Source organism: Alteromonas sp. MTD1 (genome assembly GCF_042848195.1).
GTDB lineage: Bacteria > Pseudomonadota > Gammaproteobacteria > Enterobacterales > Alteromonadaceae > Alteromonas.
On the sequence record NZ_BTGG01000006.1, the window covers coordinates 64,176 to 82,145 of the forward strand.

General features: G+C 46.0%; 15 protein-coding genes, 1 pseudogene and 1 riboswitch. Of the genes and pseudogenes, 5 read left to right on the plus strand and 11 right to left on the minus strand.

Annotated elements, in window-relative coordinates; translation table 11 throughout:
- Nucleotides 1-71: 71 nt before the first annotated feature.
- Nucleotides 72-629 (plus strand): hypothetical protein, encoded by a 558-nt coding sequence (locus tag ACGHAV_RS09360; protein ID WP_390379502.1) that lies wholly within the window; start codon nucleotides 72-74, stop codon nucleotides 627-629.
- A gap of 66 nt (nucleotides 630-695) precedes the next feature.
- Here the strand turns inward: ACGHAV_RS09360 and ACGHAV_RS09365 are convergent, their stop codons facing one another.
- Nucleotides 696-1,916, minus strand: coding sequence for an acyl-CoA dehydrogenase family protein (locus ACGHAV_RS09365; protein ID WP_390379505.1), 1,221 nt, complete (start codon nucleotides 1,914-1,916; stop codon nucleotides 696-698).
- 228 nt (nucleotides 1,917-2,144) lie between these two features.
- Here ACGHAV_RS09365 and ACGHAV_RS09370 point away from each other — a divergent pair, with 228 nt between their 5' ends.
- The 4 genes from ACGHAV_RS09370 (at nucleotide 2,145) to ACGHAV_RS09385 (ending at nucleotide 6,365) form a co-directional block, all read left to right on the plus strand.
- Nucleotides 2,145-3,068 (plus strand): LysR family transcriptional regulator, encoded by a 924-nt coding sequence (locus ACGHAV_RS09370; protein ID WP_390379508.1) that lies wholly within the window; start codon nucleotides 2,145-2,147, stop codon nucleotides 3,066-3,068.
- A 40-nt stretch (nucleotides 3,069-3,108) separates the two neighbouring features.
- Nucleotides 3,109-3,870, plus strand: coding sequence for an MBL fold metallo-hydrolase (locus ACGHAV_RS09375; protein ID WP_390379511.1), 762 nt, complete (start codon nucleotides 3,109-3,111; stop codon nucleotides 3,868-3,870).
- A gap of 174 nt (nucleotides 3,871-4,044) precedes the next feature.
- Entirely contained in the window at nucleotides 4,045-5,433 is a 1,389-nt protein-coding gene (locus ACGHAV_RS09380; RefSeq protein WP_390379514.1) for a YcjX family protein, read from the plus strand.
- Nucleotides 5,434-5,435: 2 nt separating this feature from the next.
- Nucleotides 5,436-6,365 (plus strand): DUF697 domain-containing protein, encoded by a 930-nt coding sequence (locus tag ACGHAV_RS09385; RefSeq protein ID WP_390379517.1) that lies wholly within the window; start codon nucleotides 5,436-5,438, stop codon nucleotides 6,363-6,365.
- A gap of 130 nt (nucleotides 6,366-6,495) precedes the next feature.
- Here the strand turns inward: ACGHAV_RS09385 and ACGHAV_RS09390 are convergent, their stop codons facing one another.
- From ACGHAV_RS09390 to ACGHAV_RS09435, 10 genes and pseudogenes are all read right to left on the minus strand, one after another.
- Nucleotides 6,496-7,722 carry a threonine/serine exporter ThrE family protein gene (locus tag ACGHAV_RS09390; protein WP_390379520.1) on the minus strand — a complete coding sequence of 409 codons (1,227 nt, stop codon included), beginning with the start codon at nucleotides 7,720-7,722 and terminating at the stop codon, nucleotides 6,496-6,498.
- Nucleotides 7,723-7,931: 209 nt separating this feature from the next.
- Nucleotides 7,932-9,065: a 2-iminoacetate synthase ThiH gene (gene thiH / locus ACGHAV_RS09395; RefSeq protein ID WP_390379523.1), complete on the minus strand. Its 1,134-nt coding sequence runs from the start codon at nucleotides 9,063-9,065 to the stop codon at nucleotides 7,932-7,934.
- Between the two features lie 151 nt (nucleotides 9,066-9,216).
- Nucleotides 9,217-9,978: pseudogene (locus ACGHAV_RS09400) on the minus strand (thiazole synthase); the annotation flags it as partial.
- Nucleotides 9,979-9,980: 2 nt separating this feature from the next.
- Nucleotides 9,981-10,190 (minus strand): sulfur carrier protein ThiS, encoded by a 210-nt coding sequence (gene thiS / locus ACGHAV_RS09405; RefSeq protein ID WP_390379526.1) that lies wholly within the window; start codon nucleotides 10,188-10,190, stop codon nucleotides 9,981-9,983.
- The gene (locus ACGHAV_RS09410) at nucleotides 10,177-10,929 is read right to left on the minus strand and encodes a HesA/MoeB/ThiF family protein (protein ID WP_390379529.1); all 753 of its coding nucleotides are present in this window, start codon (nucleotides 10,927-10,929) and stop codon (nucleotides 10,177-10,179) included. Before ACGHAV_RS09410 ends, thiS begins: the two co-directional genes overlap by 14 nt.
- Nucleotides 10,919-12,520: a thiamine phosphate synthase gene (gene thiE, locus ACGHAV_RS09415; RefSeq protein WP_390379533.1), complete on the minus strand. Its 1,602-nt coding sequence runs from the start codon at nucleotides 12,518-12,520 to the stop codon at nucleotides 10,919-10,921. The genes ACGHAV_RS09410 and thiE overlap by 11 nt, the downstream gene beginning before the upstream one ends.
- On the minus strand, nucleotides 12,517-14,490 hold the full coding sequence (gene thiC, locus ACGHAV_RS09420; protein ID WP_390379541.1) for a phosphomethylpyrimidine synthase ThiC: 1,974 nt from the start codon (nucleotides 14,488-14,490) through the stop codon (nucleotides 12,517-12,519). Before thiC ends, thiE begins: the two co-directional genes overlap by 4 nt.
- Nucleotides 14,491-14,686: 196 nt before the next feature.
- A riboswitch (TPP riboswitch) is annotated at nucleotides 14,687-14,798 on the minus strand.
- An 86-nt stretch (nucleotides 14,799-14,884) separates the two neighbouring features.
- Nucleotides 14,885-16,060: a heme biosynthesis HemY N-terminal domain-containing protein gene (locus ACGHAV_RS09425; protein WP_390379544.1), complete on the minus strand. Its 1,176-nt coding sequence runs from the start codon at nucleotides 16,058-16,060 to the stop codon at nucleotides 14,885-14,887.
- On the minus strand, nucleotides 16,057-17,223 hold the full coding sequence (locus tag ACGHAV_RS09430) for a uroporphyrinogen-III C-methyltransferase (RefSeq protein ID WP_390379547.1): 1,167 nt from the start codon (nucleotides 17,221-17,223) through the stop codon (nucleotides 16,057-16,059). Before ACGHAV_RS09430 ends, ACGHAV_RS09425 begins: the two co-directional genes overlap by 4 nt.
- Complete coding sequence (locus tag ACGHAV_RS09435) at nucleotides 17,224-17,964, minus strand: uroporphyrinogen-III synthase (protein ID WP_390379550.1); 741 nt, start codon at nucleotides 17,962-17,964, stop codon at nucleotides 17,224-17,226.
- Nucleotides 17,965-17,970 lie beyond the last annotated feature (6 nt).

Here is a 17,970-nt window from a genome sequence, read left to right on the forward strand (position 1 = left end):
AAATATAGGCGTCTTGCTTAAAAGTTAGGCGCTTGCTATTGTGATGTTATATCAAGGAAAAAGGATTTTTTATGAAACACGCTTCAATTACTTCACTTCCATTTATTTTCAAGGCGCTTAGTACAGCTTTAATACTTTCTGCATCAAGCGTTGTGCTTGCCCAAGTAGACAAGCCAGAATCAGATAAGAGGACGGTTGAAACTATTGAGGTTACAGGTCAAAAGACCATTGCGCAGCTTAAAGCAGCGTTCGACAAGCAACGCTTTGAGTTTTTGGACTTGTATAACACTATAAACGAAGTAGCTAAATACGATGTGCTGTGTAGCTATCATCGAACATTGGGGTCGAGGATAGCCAAGAAACAATGTGAGCCACGTTATGTAAAAGACTTTCGTGCTATCGCAACGCAAACGGCAATAATGTCATCTTCTAAACCCGGCTTGGATATCAGCCGTCTTCCCACAGATGATCAAATCATTTTCCTTACGAAAGATCAGCGTGAAGATGCCTATAAGCACGTGGCTGCGCTAGTAGCTACGCACCCTGAATTGTACGAAAGCTTCTCGAAGCTAGATGCGCTGCATCAGCATATCGAAGAGCGTAAAGAGCAAGCTCGAAACGGCGAATAAACCTAATAAAAAAGCGGCGTAAGTGAGTAGCCCTCACTTCGCCGCTTTTTTTGTTTGTACTTTATTTTACTGATACTTCTTCAACTCTAAGCGCGATACCATTCCTTTGTGTACCTCGTCAGGGCCATCGGCCAAACGAAGTGCGCGTGCGCCAGCAGCAAAACGTGCAAGTGGGAAGTCGCTACACATACCCGCGCCACCATGAATTTGAAGCGCCATGTCTACTACATTTTGCAACATATTAGGCACTACTACTTTAATGGCAGAGATTTCTGTCATAGCGTGTTTAACACCTAAGTTATCGATTTTCCACGCAGCGTGAAGTGTAAGCAAACGCGCTTGCTCAATGGCCATACGAGCATCTGCAACGCGCTCTAAGTTGCCACCTAAACGAATTATTGGTTTACCAAAAGCTACGCGTTCGTTTCCGCGCTTAAGTGCTAGTTCAAGCGCTTTTTCTGCCATTCCAATTGCACGCATGCAGTGGTGAATTCGGCCCGGCCCTAAGCGTCCTTGAGCAATAGCAAAACCTTTACCCAAGCCCATAATTAAGTTGTCTTTGCTTACACGCACATTGTCGAAATGCATTTCGCCGTGACCATAAGGCGCATCATAATCGCCATAGGCATCAAGCATACGCTTAATGGTAATTCCCGGCGTATCTAGTGGCACAATAACCATGCTGTGGCGGCTGTGCTTATCGTTTTCAGGGTTGCTTAACCCCATGAAAATGGTGAAGGCAGCATTAGGATGACCTAACCCTGTCGACCACCACTTTTTACCATTAATAACAACATCGTCGCCGTCTTCAATAATGGTGGCAGCCATATTGGTGGCATCAGATGATGCAACGTCAGGCTCTGTCATGCCAAATACCGAACGAATTTCGCCATTCAGCAATGGCGTTAACCACTGTTGTTTTTGTGCTTCGCTACCGAAGTGATAAAGCACTTCCATGTTGCCGGTATCAGGTGCGTTGCAGTTAAAAATTTCTGGTGCAAACAAATACCTGCCCATGCGTTCAGCCATTGGAGCGTATTCAAGAGTAGTTAATCCCTGTCCAAGCTCTGCGTCTGGCAAAAACAGGTTTGCCAAACCAGCTTCACGGGCTTTCGCCTTTAACGCCTCTGTGCCGGGGTGAAGCTTCCATTCTTTCCAATTTGCGTGGTGATTTTCTTTGTGATGAAAGTCGTATACTTCGTTTTCGATAGGAGCAATGTGCTCGGCAATAAACGCGTCTAGCTTTTCTAGTAGCGCTTTTGTTTTGTCGTTATGCGAAAAATCCATAGGGCACCTTTAACATTGGCAATGTGATAAACGTTATTGTGCTATTGCACAGCTTATATCCCTAATAGTAGTGAATGTTGTTTAATGAATGAAATGAAATATAATCCTTTATCTCTGTGAATTTAATTCATTGCTTTTGGGTGTTTCCAGTGCCGAAGTAGCGTAAAAAAGAATAACCTTACGGTTATGATGAATTCAAAAAGCACCCAATATTTAGGGTAAGTAGAAATGTTAGAAAGCAGGCAGTTTGAAAAACTCGATTTAAATTTACTTAAAGTGTTTGAAGCGCTGTGGCAACACCGCAACATGACTCGTGTTGCAGAGGCATTACACATTACACCGTCGGCGGTAAGTCACGCCATGCGACGCTTTCGCGACATTTTGGGCGACCCACTTTTTGTAAAAGAAAAGCAAAGCATGCTGCCAACTGCTGCGTGCGAACGTCTTGCTCCGGCAATACTTAACGCGCTGAATGATATTCGAAAAGCGTTAGGCGAGTTTACCGAGTTCAACCCGCTTACTAGCCATCAACGGTTTGTTATCGCTATGCAAGAGTCGCTAGAGTTAGGTGTACTGCCAACCTTGCTTTCAAAACTGGAAAAGGTTGCGCCAAATGTTCAAATAGTAAGCACTCGCTTACATCGTGATGCAATGCTAGCCGACCTTACAAACCGCAATTTACACTTGGTAATAGACATTGGTCGTGCGGTGGCTTCCCCCATTTCACACTCGCTATTACGGCGCGACACCTACCGCGTAGTGATGAACAAACATAACCCGTTGGCTAAAGGGTTAGATAAACGAAAGTACGTGGCTGCGCGGCATATAACGGTTTCTAACCGGGCAAAAGGGGCGTCGGTTGAAGAAATTGCGCTTCAACAGCTTGGCGTAAGTCGCCCAGCGCTATGGCGTTGTCAAAATTATCGGGCTGCAGCCGACGTGGTTGCCAACACTAATGCACTGCTTACATTGCCAGGTTCGGTGGCAGACGCTGTTAGTGCACCAAACTTAATTAGTACCAAATTGCCTTATGGCCTGCCTGCATTGGAAACACACCTTTACTGGCATAGTCAGCAAGAAGGTGAGGCTGGACTGATGTGGTTAAAGGATTTGATGCTACACTTGTTTGCTGAATCTGGTCTTACCAGATGAGCTTTGATAGGATGCAGGCACGAACAGCAGGGCTTAGTTTATGAAAATTCACACGTTATCGGGTTACATTCAACACATCTATCTAGTGGAAGACTCGAAAGGTATTTTGTTGCTTGATGGCTGTAGCAGAGCCGATGTAGATAATGTGTGCCAATACATTACTAAAACACTGTCGCGCCCGTTAAGTGATTTAAAGCTTGTTGTGGTAACTCATATGCACCCCGATCACGCTGGTGGTGCAATGTTGTTGCGTAAGCGCACCGGAGCACAAGTGGCGTCGCACCCGAAAGCCATTAACTGGTATTCTGGTGTCGCCGGTCGCACCGCACACGGTATAGATTTATTGCTTACATGGTGGGTGGCAAGTCGCATTGGAAAGCCAAGAGCCCCCATTTGGTACAGTCCTATTCTGGCGCCTGACTTAACACTTCGCGACAATCAAACGTTGCCAGGTTTTAGTGATTGGCAAGTGATGTATACCCCAGGGCATACCGATCACGATTTATCACTAGTGCATATACCTACCCAGCAGGCCTACATTGCCGATGTACTTGTGCAGGTGAAGGGTGATTTGGTGCCGCCATATCCTTTGTGTCATCCTAATCAGTATCGCGAAAGCTTATCAAAGCTGGCCAATTCACAAATTGATACATTCTTTTGTGCACATGTGCCGCCTACGAAAAAAGATGATATCGACTTCGAACACGTCATTGAGAACGCGCCCCGAAAGCCAAAGAATCACTGGCATTCAAGCAAAAACCGCATTAAGAAAAAACTATTTGGGCTAACCAAAGACCACTAATTTTTGCCTGCCTTTCTTTTCATTTTCGAAGTGACAAACCCTGCAAAGCTTAGTTTTACGGGTTTGTTGCCTTGCTTTTTGATGTGTTAATAACCACATATACTGTATTGGATTAAGCTTAAGAAAGCAGATGTAGCAAGAGAAGCGCAAAGGTAAGGAGTGCAACAAGTTAGTATGCAAAACACAATAGCTTCTTCATTAATGGGAAAAACGCGCGCTGTGGCATCGTTCACCAGTAACACTCTGGCCGACGTGTTTAGCAAAGAAACCCACCGTTTTACCATTACAGGCTTAAGTCGCAGTGGAAAGTCGATGCTTTTTACTAGTCTTATAACGCTGCTAAAAAGCCGAAGTGAAGAAGGGCTAGCGTGCCTGCCATTGTTGCGGTATTTACCGCCTTCCCGTGTGCTTGATATGCACATTGAACCTATTGAAGGTTACAAGCCATTCCCTCATTTAAAAAACATAGCGGCGCTTGAAGCAGGTGATTGGCCAGAGGCCACCGAAGAGGCTTATGGGTTCAAACTTGTTGTTCGACTAAAGCAAACCGCGTCGATCAAACGCCATCTTATGCCACACAGTGACGTTGTGTTTGAGTTTATTGATTACCCCGGTGAATGGATTACTGATATTCCCATGCTTAATAAAACTTACGCGCATTGGTCTGACTCTGCATGGGCGCAGCTAAGTAGTGGGCCGCAGCAATACTATGCCCATGCGTGGAAGCAGGTGGTTAACGAATTCGACTTCGAACAAACACCTACACCGCAGTTAATTCAACAGCTTGTAACTCACTATCGCGATTATCTTGTACAGGCAAAGGCGAATGGCATTTCTCTACTTCAGCCTGGCAGTTTTTTATTAGAATCTAGCGACTTTAACTGGCAAGAGTTTGGTTTTACGCCGCTACCTTCAAGTATTACCAGCGATGTGTCGCATCCTTGGTATAGGGCTTTTGAAAAACATTATTCAGCCTTTCAAAAAAACTGGCTAACGCCACTAAAGCATTCCATTTTTAAAGAAACTGATAAGCAAATTATTTTAGTCGACTTGTTTGAAGGGTTGAATCACAGCCGGCAGCATCTTTATCAGCTAAAAGAAACGCTAAGCCATTTGGCCGATACTTTTGTGTATGGGCAAAGCGGATGGTTTTCGCGCACTGTGCTTAGAAAGCAACAAATAGGTAAGGTAGCCTTTGTCGCAACGAAGTCAGATCTTATCCCTGAAAATCAGCAGCAGAATTTATTAAGTTTACTTACACAAGTTACTGAAGGGGCTCGAGCTCGATTTAACGATAAGCCCATTCAGTTCGAGCATTTTTTAGTGTCGGCCATGCGGATAACTGATGAAGGCGCAAATAAAGACGCTATTCGTTATACCAATAACGATGGTCAGTATGTGGAATCTACCTTCGAGCCGCTGCCTAAAACCTTAAAAGAAATGGAAGAGGGAAGTCACTTTCCGGTGCCAAGTGTAAATGTGCCGGCCGACTTTAAAGCACGCATATTGGCAGGTAAAGGCATAGATAGATTGCTTCAGTTTTTACTGGGCAAAGGAGAGTAATTATGAGTGGCAAGTCATCAGAAAACCCGCCAAGCAGGCCGGAATATAAAACGAAAGTGACTACACAAACGTTAAATATTGCACAGCCCGAAACCAAGTTACCTAAGCAAATAACGGAAGACGTATGGGAGCTTGAAACCGCCTCAACCGGCGTGTCTTTAGGTAGTGCTACCTTAGGGCTTGGCGTGTTGTCGATATTGGGCTTTTTCGTTTTTGATGCCTACACCACACTAACAGCCAGTATGGCGCAGCACCCTGTTGGCACCAGTGTGTTAGGTGCAATGTTGGCAGGCTTTGTAGGCTGTTTTAGCTTTTTAAGTTTTCGAGAGTGGCGCGGTTACAAGCAAGTAAATACGGCAATGCACGATGCTAAGCAATTACGCGATATGTTAGCCAATAAAGGTGCAAACTTTTCGCCTTCCAAGGTAAGCAGCATTTTAAATAAGCATGGCAAGCGCTTTTCTAAAGACAGTTATGCTGCACACTGTTTTGAACGTTACTCACAGCAGCGTCAAAGCGATATGACGTCGGCAGAACTTTTGGGGTTATACGAAGATACCCTACTAACGCCGGTGCAGGAAAAAGCGCAAAAGGTGTTAAATAAAGAGTCGGTAACGGCGGGCAGCTTGGCGTTTATAAGCCCAAATAACCTAATTCAAACCTTGGCCGTTGTTTGGATAAGCTTTCGTACCATACGCCGTATGGCAAAGGTGTACGGCCTTCGCCCCGGTACTGCGGGTAATTGGAAGTTGCTTAAAGTGCTGGCGCAAAATATTGCGGCTCAGGGCATTTTCGACCTAGCTACCGATGAAGTGGCTAATCAGATTGGTGGCAGCTTATCGGCGAAATTTATGGAAAATTCCGCCGAAGCCATTGCTGCAGGAGCACTAAATGCTCGCTTGGGAAGGGCGCTAATTAAGCTGCTTAAATAGTTGTTAATGGGGCGGCTTAAGTAGTTATTGATTAAAGCTGTACCGCAGAAAATAGTGAAGAAGCTGGTGGATAAATGGTAGCAGTGAAGCAGTAAGCTATGACTAAATTTACCTGAAATTAAATAGGCGCTTACAGCGCCTTTTTAGTAGGTACCACCACGTTGGCAAAGATAAGCCCCGCCACTAGCGACATAAATATTAAGAACACTTCTTGGCCTAGATGATCGGCTTTTACAAAGTCTTGCCCGGTCATAAACGAGTTAAGCCCAATATAGGTTTTCGACCCTGGCACCAGCACAATAAGGCCGTGCATTGCTACAATGGTGGCTGGCTGGTTGGCAATTCTAGTAAATGCATTAGCAAAAATACCAAGTGCAAATGCACCAACGAACGCGCCTAGCCCTGGGCTCATGTAATCAGAGCTCCACGCTGTTGTGCTGTAGGCAATGAACGCCGCCGCCAACGCCCATGGAATGTGCTTTAAACGCGTGCGAAAAATAGCAACAAGGGCAAAGCACAGTAAGAACACTGCAAGCCACGTAGCCCAATAAGGTAGAGACTCAGCAGGCGTATAAATGTTTTCTCCAAAGGCGCTGAAGCCTACCGACACACCTAGAAAAGCACCAAAATACAGTTTAAATAGCTGCATAATGGCGTCCATAGTACGCGCCGTACCCGACACCATATTGCGCGACGACAATTCCGCTAGCCCCATGGTTAGCGCTAAACCTGGTACAAACACAATCACAGACGACAGCACCACCAATGGAATGTTTATGCCGGGGTCGATATAGCTGCCGATGGCACACGCTAATATACCGCCTACAAACGCTGTTGCTGGTTCAAGCATAAGGTTCACACGCTTAGAGCGCTGTGCCCATAGTGTCCATATGTAGGCTACAAGGCCTAGTGCACCCGACCAGCCAATTTCACTCCAGCTTGCCCCCATTAGCATGGCGAAGGCGCCAGTGGCCATAGCGAAAGCAACGCCGGTAATAAGTTTGCCGTAGGGGCTGCCCATGGCATCAATTTCATTCAAGCGTTTGTCGGCTTCGCTTAGCGACATTTTGCCGGCGAGTAGTTCACTGGCTAATTCGTCGGTTAGCGACAGTGCGTTCATGTCTAGCTCGCCAGGTAAAAGGCGGGCTGCATGGTTGTACTCATCTTCGTGACGGTCGCTCCAAATAACAAAAGTAAGCGATGTAGGGGTAGAGATAAACGACGCGTGTACGCCAAGGTATTGCGCTACTTCACCTAAATAGGCTTCAAGACGAAACGCAGGCGTACCGTATTTGTGCAGCATTTTTCCAAGCTTCACGATAAATCTACGAATTTGAATAAATTCTACGGTATCCAACGCAGTGTCCTTAATAGGTTATGGTAATAATATGAGGTAATTAAGATGAAAAAGCCAGACGCTACCTGTTAGGTCTGGCTAAAATTTGCGCGGATTGTACGGAGGGTTTTACCGGAAAGCAAAACATATTTTTTCTTATTTTAAGATAAAAAAACTAATGCATACTTAACGGCTTTTTTATTTGCCAAAATGAGATATTTTATTTTATTTCAAGCTGTTGCGTTAAAAGGCATCCAGTCTTTCCACACGGGCTCCAGCCCTTTATCTACAATGGCAGTTACCACCTCTTCCACTGGCCGGTTATCGTCAATATCAAACTGATTAAGTGCAGTAGAAGGCTGGCTGTAGCCCCCTGGCTGGGTTTGTGAGGCCGCACTCATCGACGTAATGCCTAACGGCAACGCGCCGTCTCTAAAGCGTGCCGACTCTCGTGTGGAAAGCGAGAGCTCAGCATAAGGGTTAAAAATACGGTGGGCACATATAAGCTGTAGGAGTTGTTGCTCGTTGGGTAGCAGTTTGTTTGCATATGTATTTCCACCTGTTGTATTGCCTTCGCAACTTCTAAGGCGCGGAAAAGAAATTGAAACACGGCTTTGCCAATAATGCTGTTGTAGTAGCTGTGCATGAAGTGCTGTCATGGTACTGTCTACCCGCCAGTTACCTAACCCCAACAGTGCGCCAATACCTATTTTATCTATACCTGCCGCGCCTATGCGGTCGGTTGCTTCAAGCCGCCATAAAAAGTCTTGTTTCTTACCTCGTGTATGAAATTTTGCATACTGCATTGGACAGTATGTTTCTTGGTAAACCATAACGGCATCAAGTCCAGCTTGTTTAAGCGTGGCATATTCGCTTTGCTTTAAAGGCTGCACTTCCATCATTAGGTAGCTTATCTTTTCCCTTATTGCACTTAATATCTTTTCAAAATAGGCCATGCCTACTTTAGTTTCGTGTTCGCCCGTCACTAACAGCACTTGGCTAAAGCCCATGTCTTTTATCGCTTGTATCTCGGTAAGGGTGTCGCTTACGGTCAAGGTAGTGCGCTTTAACTTATTGCTCATGGTAAAGCCACAGTAGGTGCATTCATTAGCGCACAAATTAGACAAGTAAAGCGGCACAAAAAGCTGCATGGTGTTTCCAAAACGATGGCGCGTAAGCGTGTAAGCACGCTCTGCCATGGCATCTAAATAGGGAGCTGCAGCAGGGGAAATTAGTGCCATAAAGTCGTGTAGCTGCAGCGTGGTTTTGCACAAGGCACGTTCAACGTCCTTGGTGGTTTTGCTGTTTATCGATAGCGCTAAATGCGACAAATCTTGGGCTAACAGTGTTTGAGCAACATTCATAAAAAGGTTACTCCACCGTGCTTTTATTTGAAGCGCTTTTATCTGAAGCGCTAATGTCTGAACCGCTTATATTTGAACGGCCTGTCCCTGATGAGCCTGCATTTGGGCTGGCTGCTTTTGAGGTGGCTGCTGTTGAGGTCTTCTTTTTTGACGAACTTAAAAACGCAGTAAACGGGCTAGAAGCTTCGGCAAACTTACTGCTGTTACTAAGGCCCGCTTCAAATGCCTGCCTACCGGTTTCAACAGCTTGTGCAAAGGCTTCGGCCATAGCAACAGGGTTGTGTGCAGTAGCAATCGCAGTATTTACCAGCACAGCGTCAACCCCTATTTCCATGGCGTGCATGGCTTGACTGGGCTTACCAATGCCAGCATCTACAATTACCGGCACCCGTGCTTGTTCCACAATAATGTTTAAAAATGGCTCTGTTTGAAGGCCTTGATTACTGCCAATGGGGGCGCCCAGGGGCATAACGGCAGCGCAGCCTACTTCCTCTAAACGTTTGCATAGCACAGGGTCGGCACCGCAGTAGGGCAACACATGAAACCCTTTCTTTACTAAGGCTTCGGCGGCTTTTAATGTTTCGATGGGGTCTGGCAGTAAATAACGTTGGTCAGGATGGATCTCTAATTTTATCCACTGGCTTCCAATGGCTTCATAAGCCAGTTCTGCTGCAAATAACGCTTCACTGGCATTCTTAGCGCCAGACGTATTCGGCAGTAAAGTAACGCCTAAATCCCGAAGTGCCGCCAATGTATTATCACTAGCGCTACTCTGTGCTACGCGCTTCATGGCCAAAGTGACAATAGCACTTCTTGATGCTGCAATAGCTTCTTTCATTACTTTCGGGTGACTGAATTTTCCGGTTCCAGTTAGCAGTCTAGATGTAAACGTATGATTGGCGAGTGTAAGCATAGTTATCCTCCTGCCACTAAAGTGAATATGTCAATGTTGTCGCCTTGTTCTAGGAAGGTTTTAGGCCAGTCTTTTTTGCTCACAATGGCGCTGTTCATCGCTATGGCAGTGCCAGTATCGTTAAGCTGTTTTAAGGCAATAAGTTCGGTGAGAGTAATGGGCGAGATAACGCTTAGGCGTTGGCTATTAACGTGAATATTAATGGTTGTCATAACATACCTTGCAGTAAGTAGACCGAGGAAGAGAGAAAGAGTGTATTTCACCTGTGGCTGCATTTGCAGTTAGGTAGTGCCCCCATTTTAAATTAGCGTTGTCTTTTCTAGCTAAGTACAGCAATGCCTGCGTAGTTTGGTGGCATGCAGCCATACCTACTACTGGGCCAAGAACCCCTTGCGTAATGCAGTTTTCTTGTACCTGAATACTGTTAACTAAGCAGTTGTAGCACCCGCCTTCTTTGTTAGTAGCAACGTTAAGCGCTTGCCAGGCACTTCCACTGGCAGCAGCAATGAATAGGGGTATTTGTGCATCAACACATGCCTGGTTTATTTGTTGACGTATTGCTACATTGTCGGTGCAATCTAGCACGCAGTTTGCGGTATTTATTAAACTTGGTAGGTTATTGCTGTCTGCATAAAGGCATTTTGCATGAATATCTATGTTCGGGTTTACTTTGTACAGCTCGTTACTAAGGGCTTTGGCTTTTAAGTCACCAAGGTGCATTTCGTTGTAGCTAACCTGCCGCTGCAGGTTGCTAATATCAACTATGTCGCCATCTACCAGCGTAATGCGTCCTACACCAGCACCTGCTAAATATCGTGCTGCCAAACTTCCAAGCCCACCTAACCCAATTACAACGACATGTGCGCTAGCAATGTTGTGCTGGCCGCTTTCCTCAATACCACTAACTAAAAGCTGACGGCTATATCGTTTTATGTCTTGGTTAGTTAGCAAAGCCTGCCTCCTTCGAAAGCAGCTTGAAGGCACTAACAGGTTTTTCTGCACGTGTGATAGCGGTCACCATGGCTATGCTATTTACGCCGGTTGCCGCTACATCGCGAATGCTGTCGAAGTCAATACCGCCAATAGCCACTGTAGGTGTTGGCTTACACAGCGCTACATATTTAGCTAACCGCTTAATGCCTTGGGGCTGTGACGGCATACTTTTGGTGGTAGTGGGGAATATATGCCCAAGCGCAATGTACGATGGTTGAAGTGCTTTTATACGCTGAATTTCCGCGTAACCATGGGTAGACAAACCAAGGCGTAGCCCTGCTTTTTGTATTGCTTTAAGGTCTGCTTTATCTAAATCTTCTTGCCCTAAATGTACGCCGTAAGCGCCAAATTCTATGGCAAGCTCCCAGTAGTCATTGATAAAAAGCTGGCACTGGGTGTTTTGTGTAATGCTAACCGCCTCTTTTATTTGGTCAGCAATATACTGCGGCGAGCCTTCCTTTACTCGCAGTTGAATTATTTTTACGCCTGTGGGCAATAGCATTTTTATCCAATCAACGCTGTCTACTACAGGGTAAATACCCATGTTTTCATTAGTAAGTGAGGCAAACGGGGCAGTATTAATTTTACAATTTTCGTGATTGCCGCAGCGCTGTTGCTGAAAATGCTGGTATTCGGCACAGCTAGTAAAAACAGCAGGAAATAGCGCTGATTGCTCTGGGAAGCCGTTGGTTCTTGCTAGGTGCGTACTGTTCGAGAGGTTTACGGTATTTGAAGGACGTGCTGTATTTGATAAAGACGTAGAGCACATTGAAGCCGGGTACAGTGAAGATACTGACTTTTCGCGCACGTGCATAACATACGCATTAGCTAGGGTAAGCGCGTCGTCAATGTCGTAACCGTTGACGACAAATGCACACAATGCACTGCTTAACATGCAGCCAGTTCCACGCAGTCGACCATTCGCGTTTCTGGGTTGCTGAAATACGCGAAAATAGCCGCTGGTAATGAAGTAGTCGTTAACGGTGTCTTGCCATTGCGCATGACCACCTTTTACTAAAATCGCATTTGCACCGCCTTCAAGCAGTGCGTGCGCCGCTGCTTGTAGGGTTTCAGTACTGTTTACGGAAAGCCCGGTAAGCTCACAAAGCTCATCCGTATTAGGTGTTACCAAATCCACAGTGCTTACTAGTGTGGAAATAGTGTTTTCACTTAAGTCAGTTAACATTGCGCCCGTTGAGGTGCGAAGCACGGGGTCCCATACCACAAAAGGTCGTGGGGTTTGCATCGACTGTATTCGCGTACACAGCAATAAGGCTTGCTCATCGTTAGCAATGGCACCTATTTTAATTGCTGCGGGCGTACCCTCGTGTTCAAGCACTTGCCACTGTTCGTTAAGTATCGACGCCCTAACAGGTACACTGTTTACCATCATCGTGTTCGACTGCACGGTGATTTGCGTAGTAATGGCACATGCGTGTACGTCTAAATCTGCCAGCGTAATGGCATCGCGGGTTATTCCCGCGCCGCCACTAGAGTCAACGCCACCCACGCACCATACGGTAGGACGTTTTTCACTGTGCGTTGTCATGGCAGTTCAACCTTGCTGTCGGCACTGTGATAAAGCTCGGCGCCAGATGCGTTGAAGGCCTTTGCCATGTCTTGCATACCTTGGCTTTTTACTTGTGCCTGTTCTGCTGCGTTTTGCTTAGCCTCAGCTTGTTTAGCTACTTCTTGTTTCGCCTGATTTTCTCTTGCCTGATTTTCTTTCTCTACGTCACGCACTTCCTGTGAAATTTTCATGCTGCAGAACTTTGGGCCACACATTGAACAAAAGTGCGCAACCTTTCCAGATGCTTGTGGCAAGGTTTCATCGTGGTATGCACGGGCAGTATGAGGGTCTAGAGCAAGGTTGAATTGGTCTTCCCATCTAAATTCAAAACGCGCTTTCGACATGGCATTGTCGCGTATTTGCGCACCTGGGTGACCTTTTGCTAAATCAGCGGCATGAGCAGCAATTTTGTAGGTAATTAAGCCCTGTTTTACGTCTTCTTTATTAGGTAAACCTAGGTGCTCTTTAGGTGTTACGTAGCACAGCATGGCGCAGCCGTACCAACCAATCATGGCTGCACCGATACCTGAAGTGAAATGATCGTAGCCTGGTGCAATGTCGGTGGTTAAAGGGCCTAGTGTGTAAAACGGTGCTTCATGACAGTGGGTTAGCTGTTCTTCCATATTGGCTTTAATCATGTGCATAGGCACATGACCTGGGCCTTCAATCATTACCTGAACATCGTATTCCCACGCAATTTTGGTTAGCTCGCCTAACGTACGCAGTTCAGAGAACTGTGCGTCATCGTTTGCATCGGCTACGCTGCCGGGGCGAAGGCCATCGCCAAGTGAAAGCGACACATCGTATTGCGCGCAAATTTCACAAATTTCGCGGAAATGTTCATATAGAAAGCTTTGCTTGTGATGGCTTAAACACCATTTCGCCATTATAGAGCCACCGCGAGACACAATGCCGGTAACGCGTTTAGCGGTTAAATGCACGTATTCAAGCAGTACGCCCGCATGAATAGTAAAGTAGTCTACACCTTGCTCTGCTTGTTCAATAAGCGTGTCTTTAAACATGTCCCAAGTGAGGTCTTCGGCTACGCCATTTACCTTTTCAAGGGCCTGATAAATGGGCACGGTACCAAGGGGAACAGGACTGTTGCGAAGCAGCCATTCGCGGGTTTCGTGAATGTTGCGGCCGGTGGACAAATCCATAATGGTGTCGGCACCCCAACGGGTAGACCACACCAGTTTTTCTACTTCTTCTTCAATAGACGAAGTAACCGCTGAATTACCAATGTTGGCGTTAATTTTAACCAAGAAATTGCGCCCGATGATCATAGGCTCAAGTTCAGGGTGATTAATGTTGCATGGAATAATGGCGCGCCCAGCCGCAACCTCATCACGCACAAATTCTGGGGTAATTGTTTCAGGTAAGTTAGCACCGAAGTGTTCACCCTTATGCTGCTGTGTAAGCTCAGCGCTTGTTATAGCTTGTCTGCCCATGTTTTCACGAATGGCAATGTATTCCATTTCTGGCGTAACAATGCCTTGGCGCGCATAGTGAAGCTGGGTAACGTTTTTTCCCGGTTGCGCTTTACGTGGTTTACGCTCTCGAATAAAACGGAAATCTTCGGTGAAGATATCGTTTTCTCGTTCTTTAGCGAACGAAGACGATACACCGTTAAGCGTTATCGTGTCGTTTCGTTCGTTTATCCAAGGCTGCCTTAGCGGCGCTAACCCTTTATGAACATCTATAAACTGAGCCGGATCTCCATAGGGACCTGAGGTGTCATAAACCGGAATAGCGGGGTTAGGCTCAAAGAGTGGATTTTCTTCTGTACCGCCAACCAAGCTGTCGTGCTGATGAATATGGCGCATGGCCACATTGATATCGGCACGGCTACCGGTTTCATAGTGACGAGTTGAATTTGGGTACGCTTCGCCCGCTAATTCATTGATAAATTGTTGCGCTTTTTGGCGCTGTTCGCGTCGAGTAGACATAGCATTTTGGCCTTTTGTTTAGGTTTGAAAATGCTTGTCAGGAGTGAAGGAGAATATAACGCAGGATTGAAGCAAGAAAGTTGTCGCGGTATGTGGCTTTTTGCGCGGTGGAAAACCAAGGCATCAAGATGTAAAGACATCCAAGCCACAGTGGCAACGCGTGCTAATACAACAGCACAACAACATTTCAACTTCAGCATTATATTTTCTTGTTCCCTTCGCAGGTATTAGCCTGATCAGGTTCAACGGATCCCGCTTTCGCGGTCTCAGCTTACTGGATATCCAGTGAAGCACTCCGACAAGTAACTTGCTTTTTACTATATAACCAACGCCCAAGATAAAACAAGAGGACGTGTAAAAGTTATTATTAAAAAATCATTATGTGCGCAACACGTTATCCTGCGCTTTGCTGCCCTTCTTTGTAAAGCTGAAGGGCAGTTACTGTATCTTGATTACGTTCGCTTATGGCTGACAACAGCAATAAGTCTTCTTTTCGCGCTTTCATTTTGGTCGCTTTTAACAACGCTTTTTCGGCAAGTACGTCGTCACCTGAGTTAAACGCTACTTGGCCAAGTGTTGAATATAATGCAACGTTTTCTTCGTCTTGTTTAATCCAGCTTTCTAGCAGTCGTAGTGAAGGTGAAGAGTCTGGAATATCAAGCTGTGAAAACAATGGGAAAAGTTCAGTGTTCGGGCCACGCTTTTGCCACTCAACCAAAAGCTGTTGAGCGTCGGCATGCATGCCTTGATCAAGCAGTTGTTGCACGTAAGCCGCGCGGTATGCGTCGTCATGGCGTAGCTTTCTAGGCAGGTTTTCCCAGTAGCTCTTAAGCTCTACAGCACCTTGTTTGCTGGCAATTTCGGCAAACTTACCTTTAGCTATACGCTTGCTCCATGCGGTGTAGGCATCTTTAGGTAGTGCCTTGCGCCAACCTGATAAGTTTTCTTCCAAGGTTTGCCATTTGCCAAGCTCTGCAAGGGTTTGCGCTTTTAACTGAACGACAGGCTTGCTGTCGCGCTCTTGCTCGTCAAGCGCGTCTAGCTTTTCCAGCGCCTCTGCATGTTTGTTATCTACTAAATCAATACGTGCATGCATTACCGTGGCAGCTACTTTAGCTGTAGGAAAGTCGGTGGCTTGTGTTAAAAAGTAACGCGCTTTCGGTAGGTCGCCATTCGTAAACGCAATTTGTGCCGATGCTAAGTAATTTACACCTTCAAAGTCACCGTTAGTGGTTTTGCCAAGGGCCTTCTGCGCTGTGTCTAAATCGCCAGCGGCCATGGCATGTAAACCATCGTAAAAAGCGCGTTTACGCTTGCGGTCGCCCAAACTACCAAACCACTTATGCGAGCCAGTAATAAGACTTAACGCCCACAGTGTTACTCGTGATAACACGTACCAAGCTACAAGCGCACCAATCAGCAAAATACCGAAGCTGATAATATTCATTTCAACGGCGGTATCACCAAGAGTGAATAGTACATAGCCTTGATCGCCTAACAGCATGGGGCCAATAATCAATGCGGCTACGAACGCGGCTAATACCGCAAGGGCAATAGCTAACCATTTCATAGTACGCTTGCTCCTTGACCAAATACTTGTTTAACACGGTTGTCTAACAGTCTTTCTAGCGGCTTTTGCGATACAAGTTCACTTGGAATAGGGCGCGAAACATCGGTTTTCAATAAGTTCTGTAGCGCGCTAACAAAGCCACTTACTTGGCTAGCTTCAATATCAAACTTTTCAATAAGTATGGTTTGAGCGTATTGAAGTGATTGATTGTAAAGCCCTGCATCGCCCCTAAGCGCTGCAGACTGTGCGTGCATTAGCTGCAGGCGAAGCTGCTCTTTTACTAAAAACTGCGCTTCTAAAGACAGTACGGGTTGTACTGGACCATCTATGGTTTTGATGGTGAGGAAGTCGTCTACCAAAGAGCGCCACACTTTTGCCAAGTTGTCTTTCCAATCATCGGCAGACTCTGACAACGTATTGTCTTCGCCGTTAGCATCAACAGGTTTCTCAAATGTGTCTAAAGGCAGTTTATCAATTTGTGCAACCATGCCGGTTAGCGCTAGTGCAACAGAGCTTGGCGATACTTGTTTTAATTGCTGCAACGTTTGAATATCTTCAGCAACAGCTGCACGAACAGGAAGTACAGACGGGTCAGCTAGCGACTTTAAGCGTTTGTCAGCATTTACTAACAAAAGGATGGCAGTGCGAACATCATTTTCCAGCCAAAGTTTTCTACCTGCCATGCGAACTAAATAGTCGGCTTCGGCAATTAACCAATCGGCAGGGCGGCGGCCTTCCATATTCTGAATTTGTTCAAGTGCCGATTCAGCCTGTAGCGCAAGCATATCGTTTTGCTTTTTAAGCGCAGCTACCGTCTCTTGAAGGGCGCTGTTGGTTTGTTTAACTTCGCTAAGCGAGTTAGCAAGCGTTGCTCGGTCTGCCGCTAGCTGTTGTATTTGGGTGGCGGTGTTTTGCTGGGTTGACTGAACGTTGTTGTGAGCAGATTGTTGTTTGGTGTAGTACCAATAGCCTGCGCCGGCTAGGGCAAGTACCGCCAATAATAATATGAAAACCACAAACCACAGTAGTCCGTTACCCGAAGACTTTTTAGCACTTTTGGAAGCTTTGTCAGCGTTAGTTGCAGTCGACTCGATAACGTCTTTTTCTGAACTTACGTGAACAAGTTCCTCATTATGAGGGCTGTTATCTTTATTGTTGGCCATTCAATACTCCCAATTGTCCTTTACCCAAGCGATAAGTGCTTGGTCGGTTGCGCGATGACATATTTGAACGCGCGAAGCCCCTAATCTGTTGAGTGACGTTGCTATGCGTTCACTTACGGTTACCCATGGTAACGTTAGCAATGCATTGCCATAGTGCGAAATAAGTTGCGTCGCCATGGCCTCGCTTGTAGCGATAATGCCGCTAACGTCGGCAATTTTCCACCGTTTTGTGTACACAGGCTGCGTAAGTAGCTCTCTTTTGTATACACAAAATGTGCTAATAATTCTTCCTTCTCTAGCTAAGCCCTCAGCTATTGCTTGCCGGCCGCCTTCACCTTTCATAATAACTACATGTTGAACATTTGCCTCATTGAAATAGTGCATTGCCACTATTCCCTCTGAGGTGTGTGACTCTGGGGTAACGACGTTCTGAGCAGCGTTTTTGGGTAACCCTTCTCGCAGTTTTCGTGCTGTAGCGTCGCCAACAGCAACAAAAATTGGGTAGCTATCGTGTGCAGACACATAGTCTTGCATTGCAGTAAGTACGGTTTTTACGGCGTACACGCTAGTCACAATCACCACGTCTATAGCATTTGTGGTAAGTAATAACAGCGCTGCTTTGTGCTCTGAAACCACTTGAACTATATCTGTTGTGGCTACGCCCACTGCGTTAATACCTGCAGCATCGAATGCTTTAGCAGTGGTATTGAGTTTGGGCAATGGGCGTGTAAACAGTAACATAGCGTA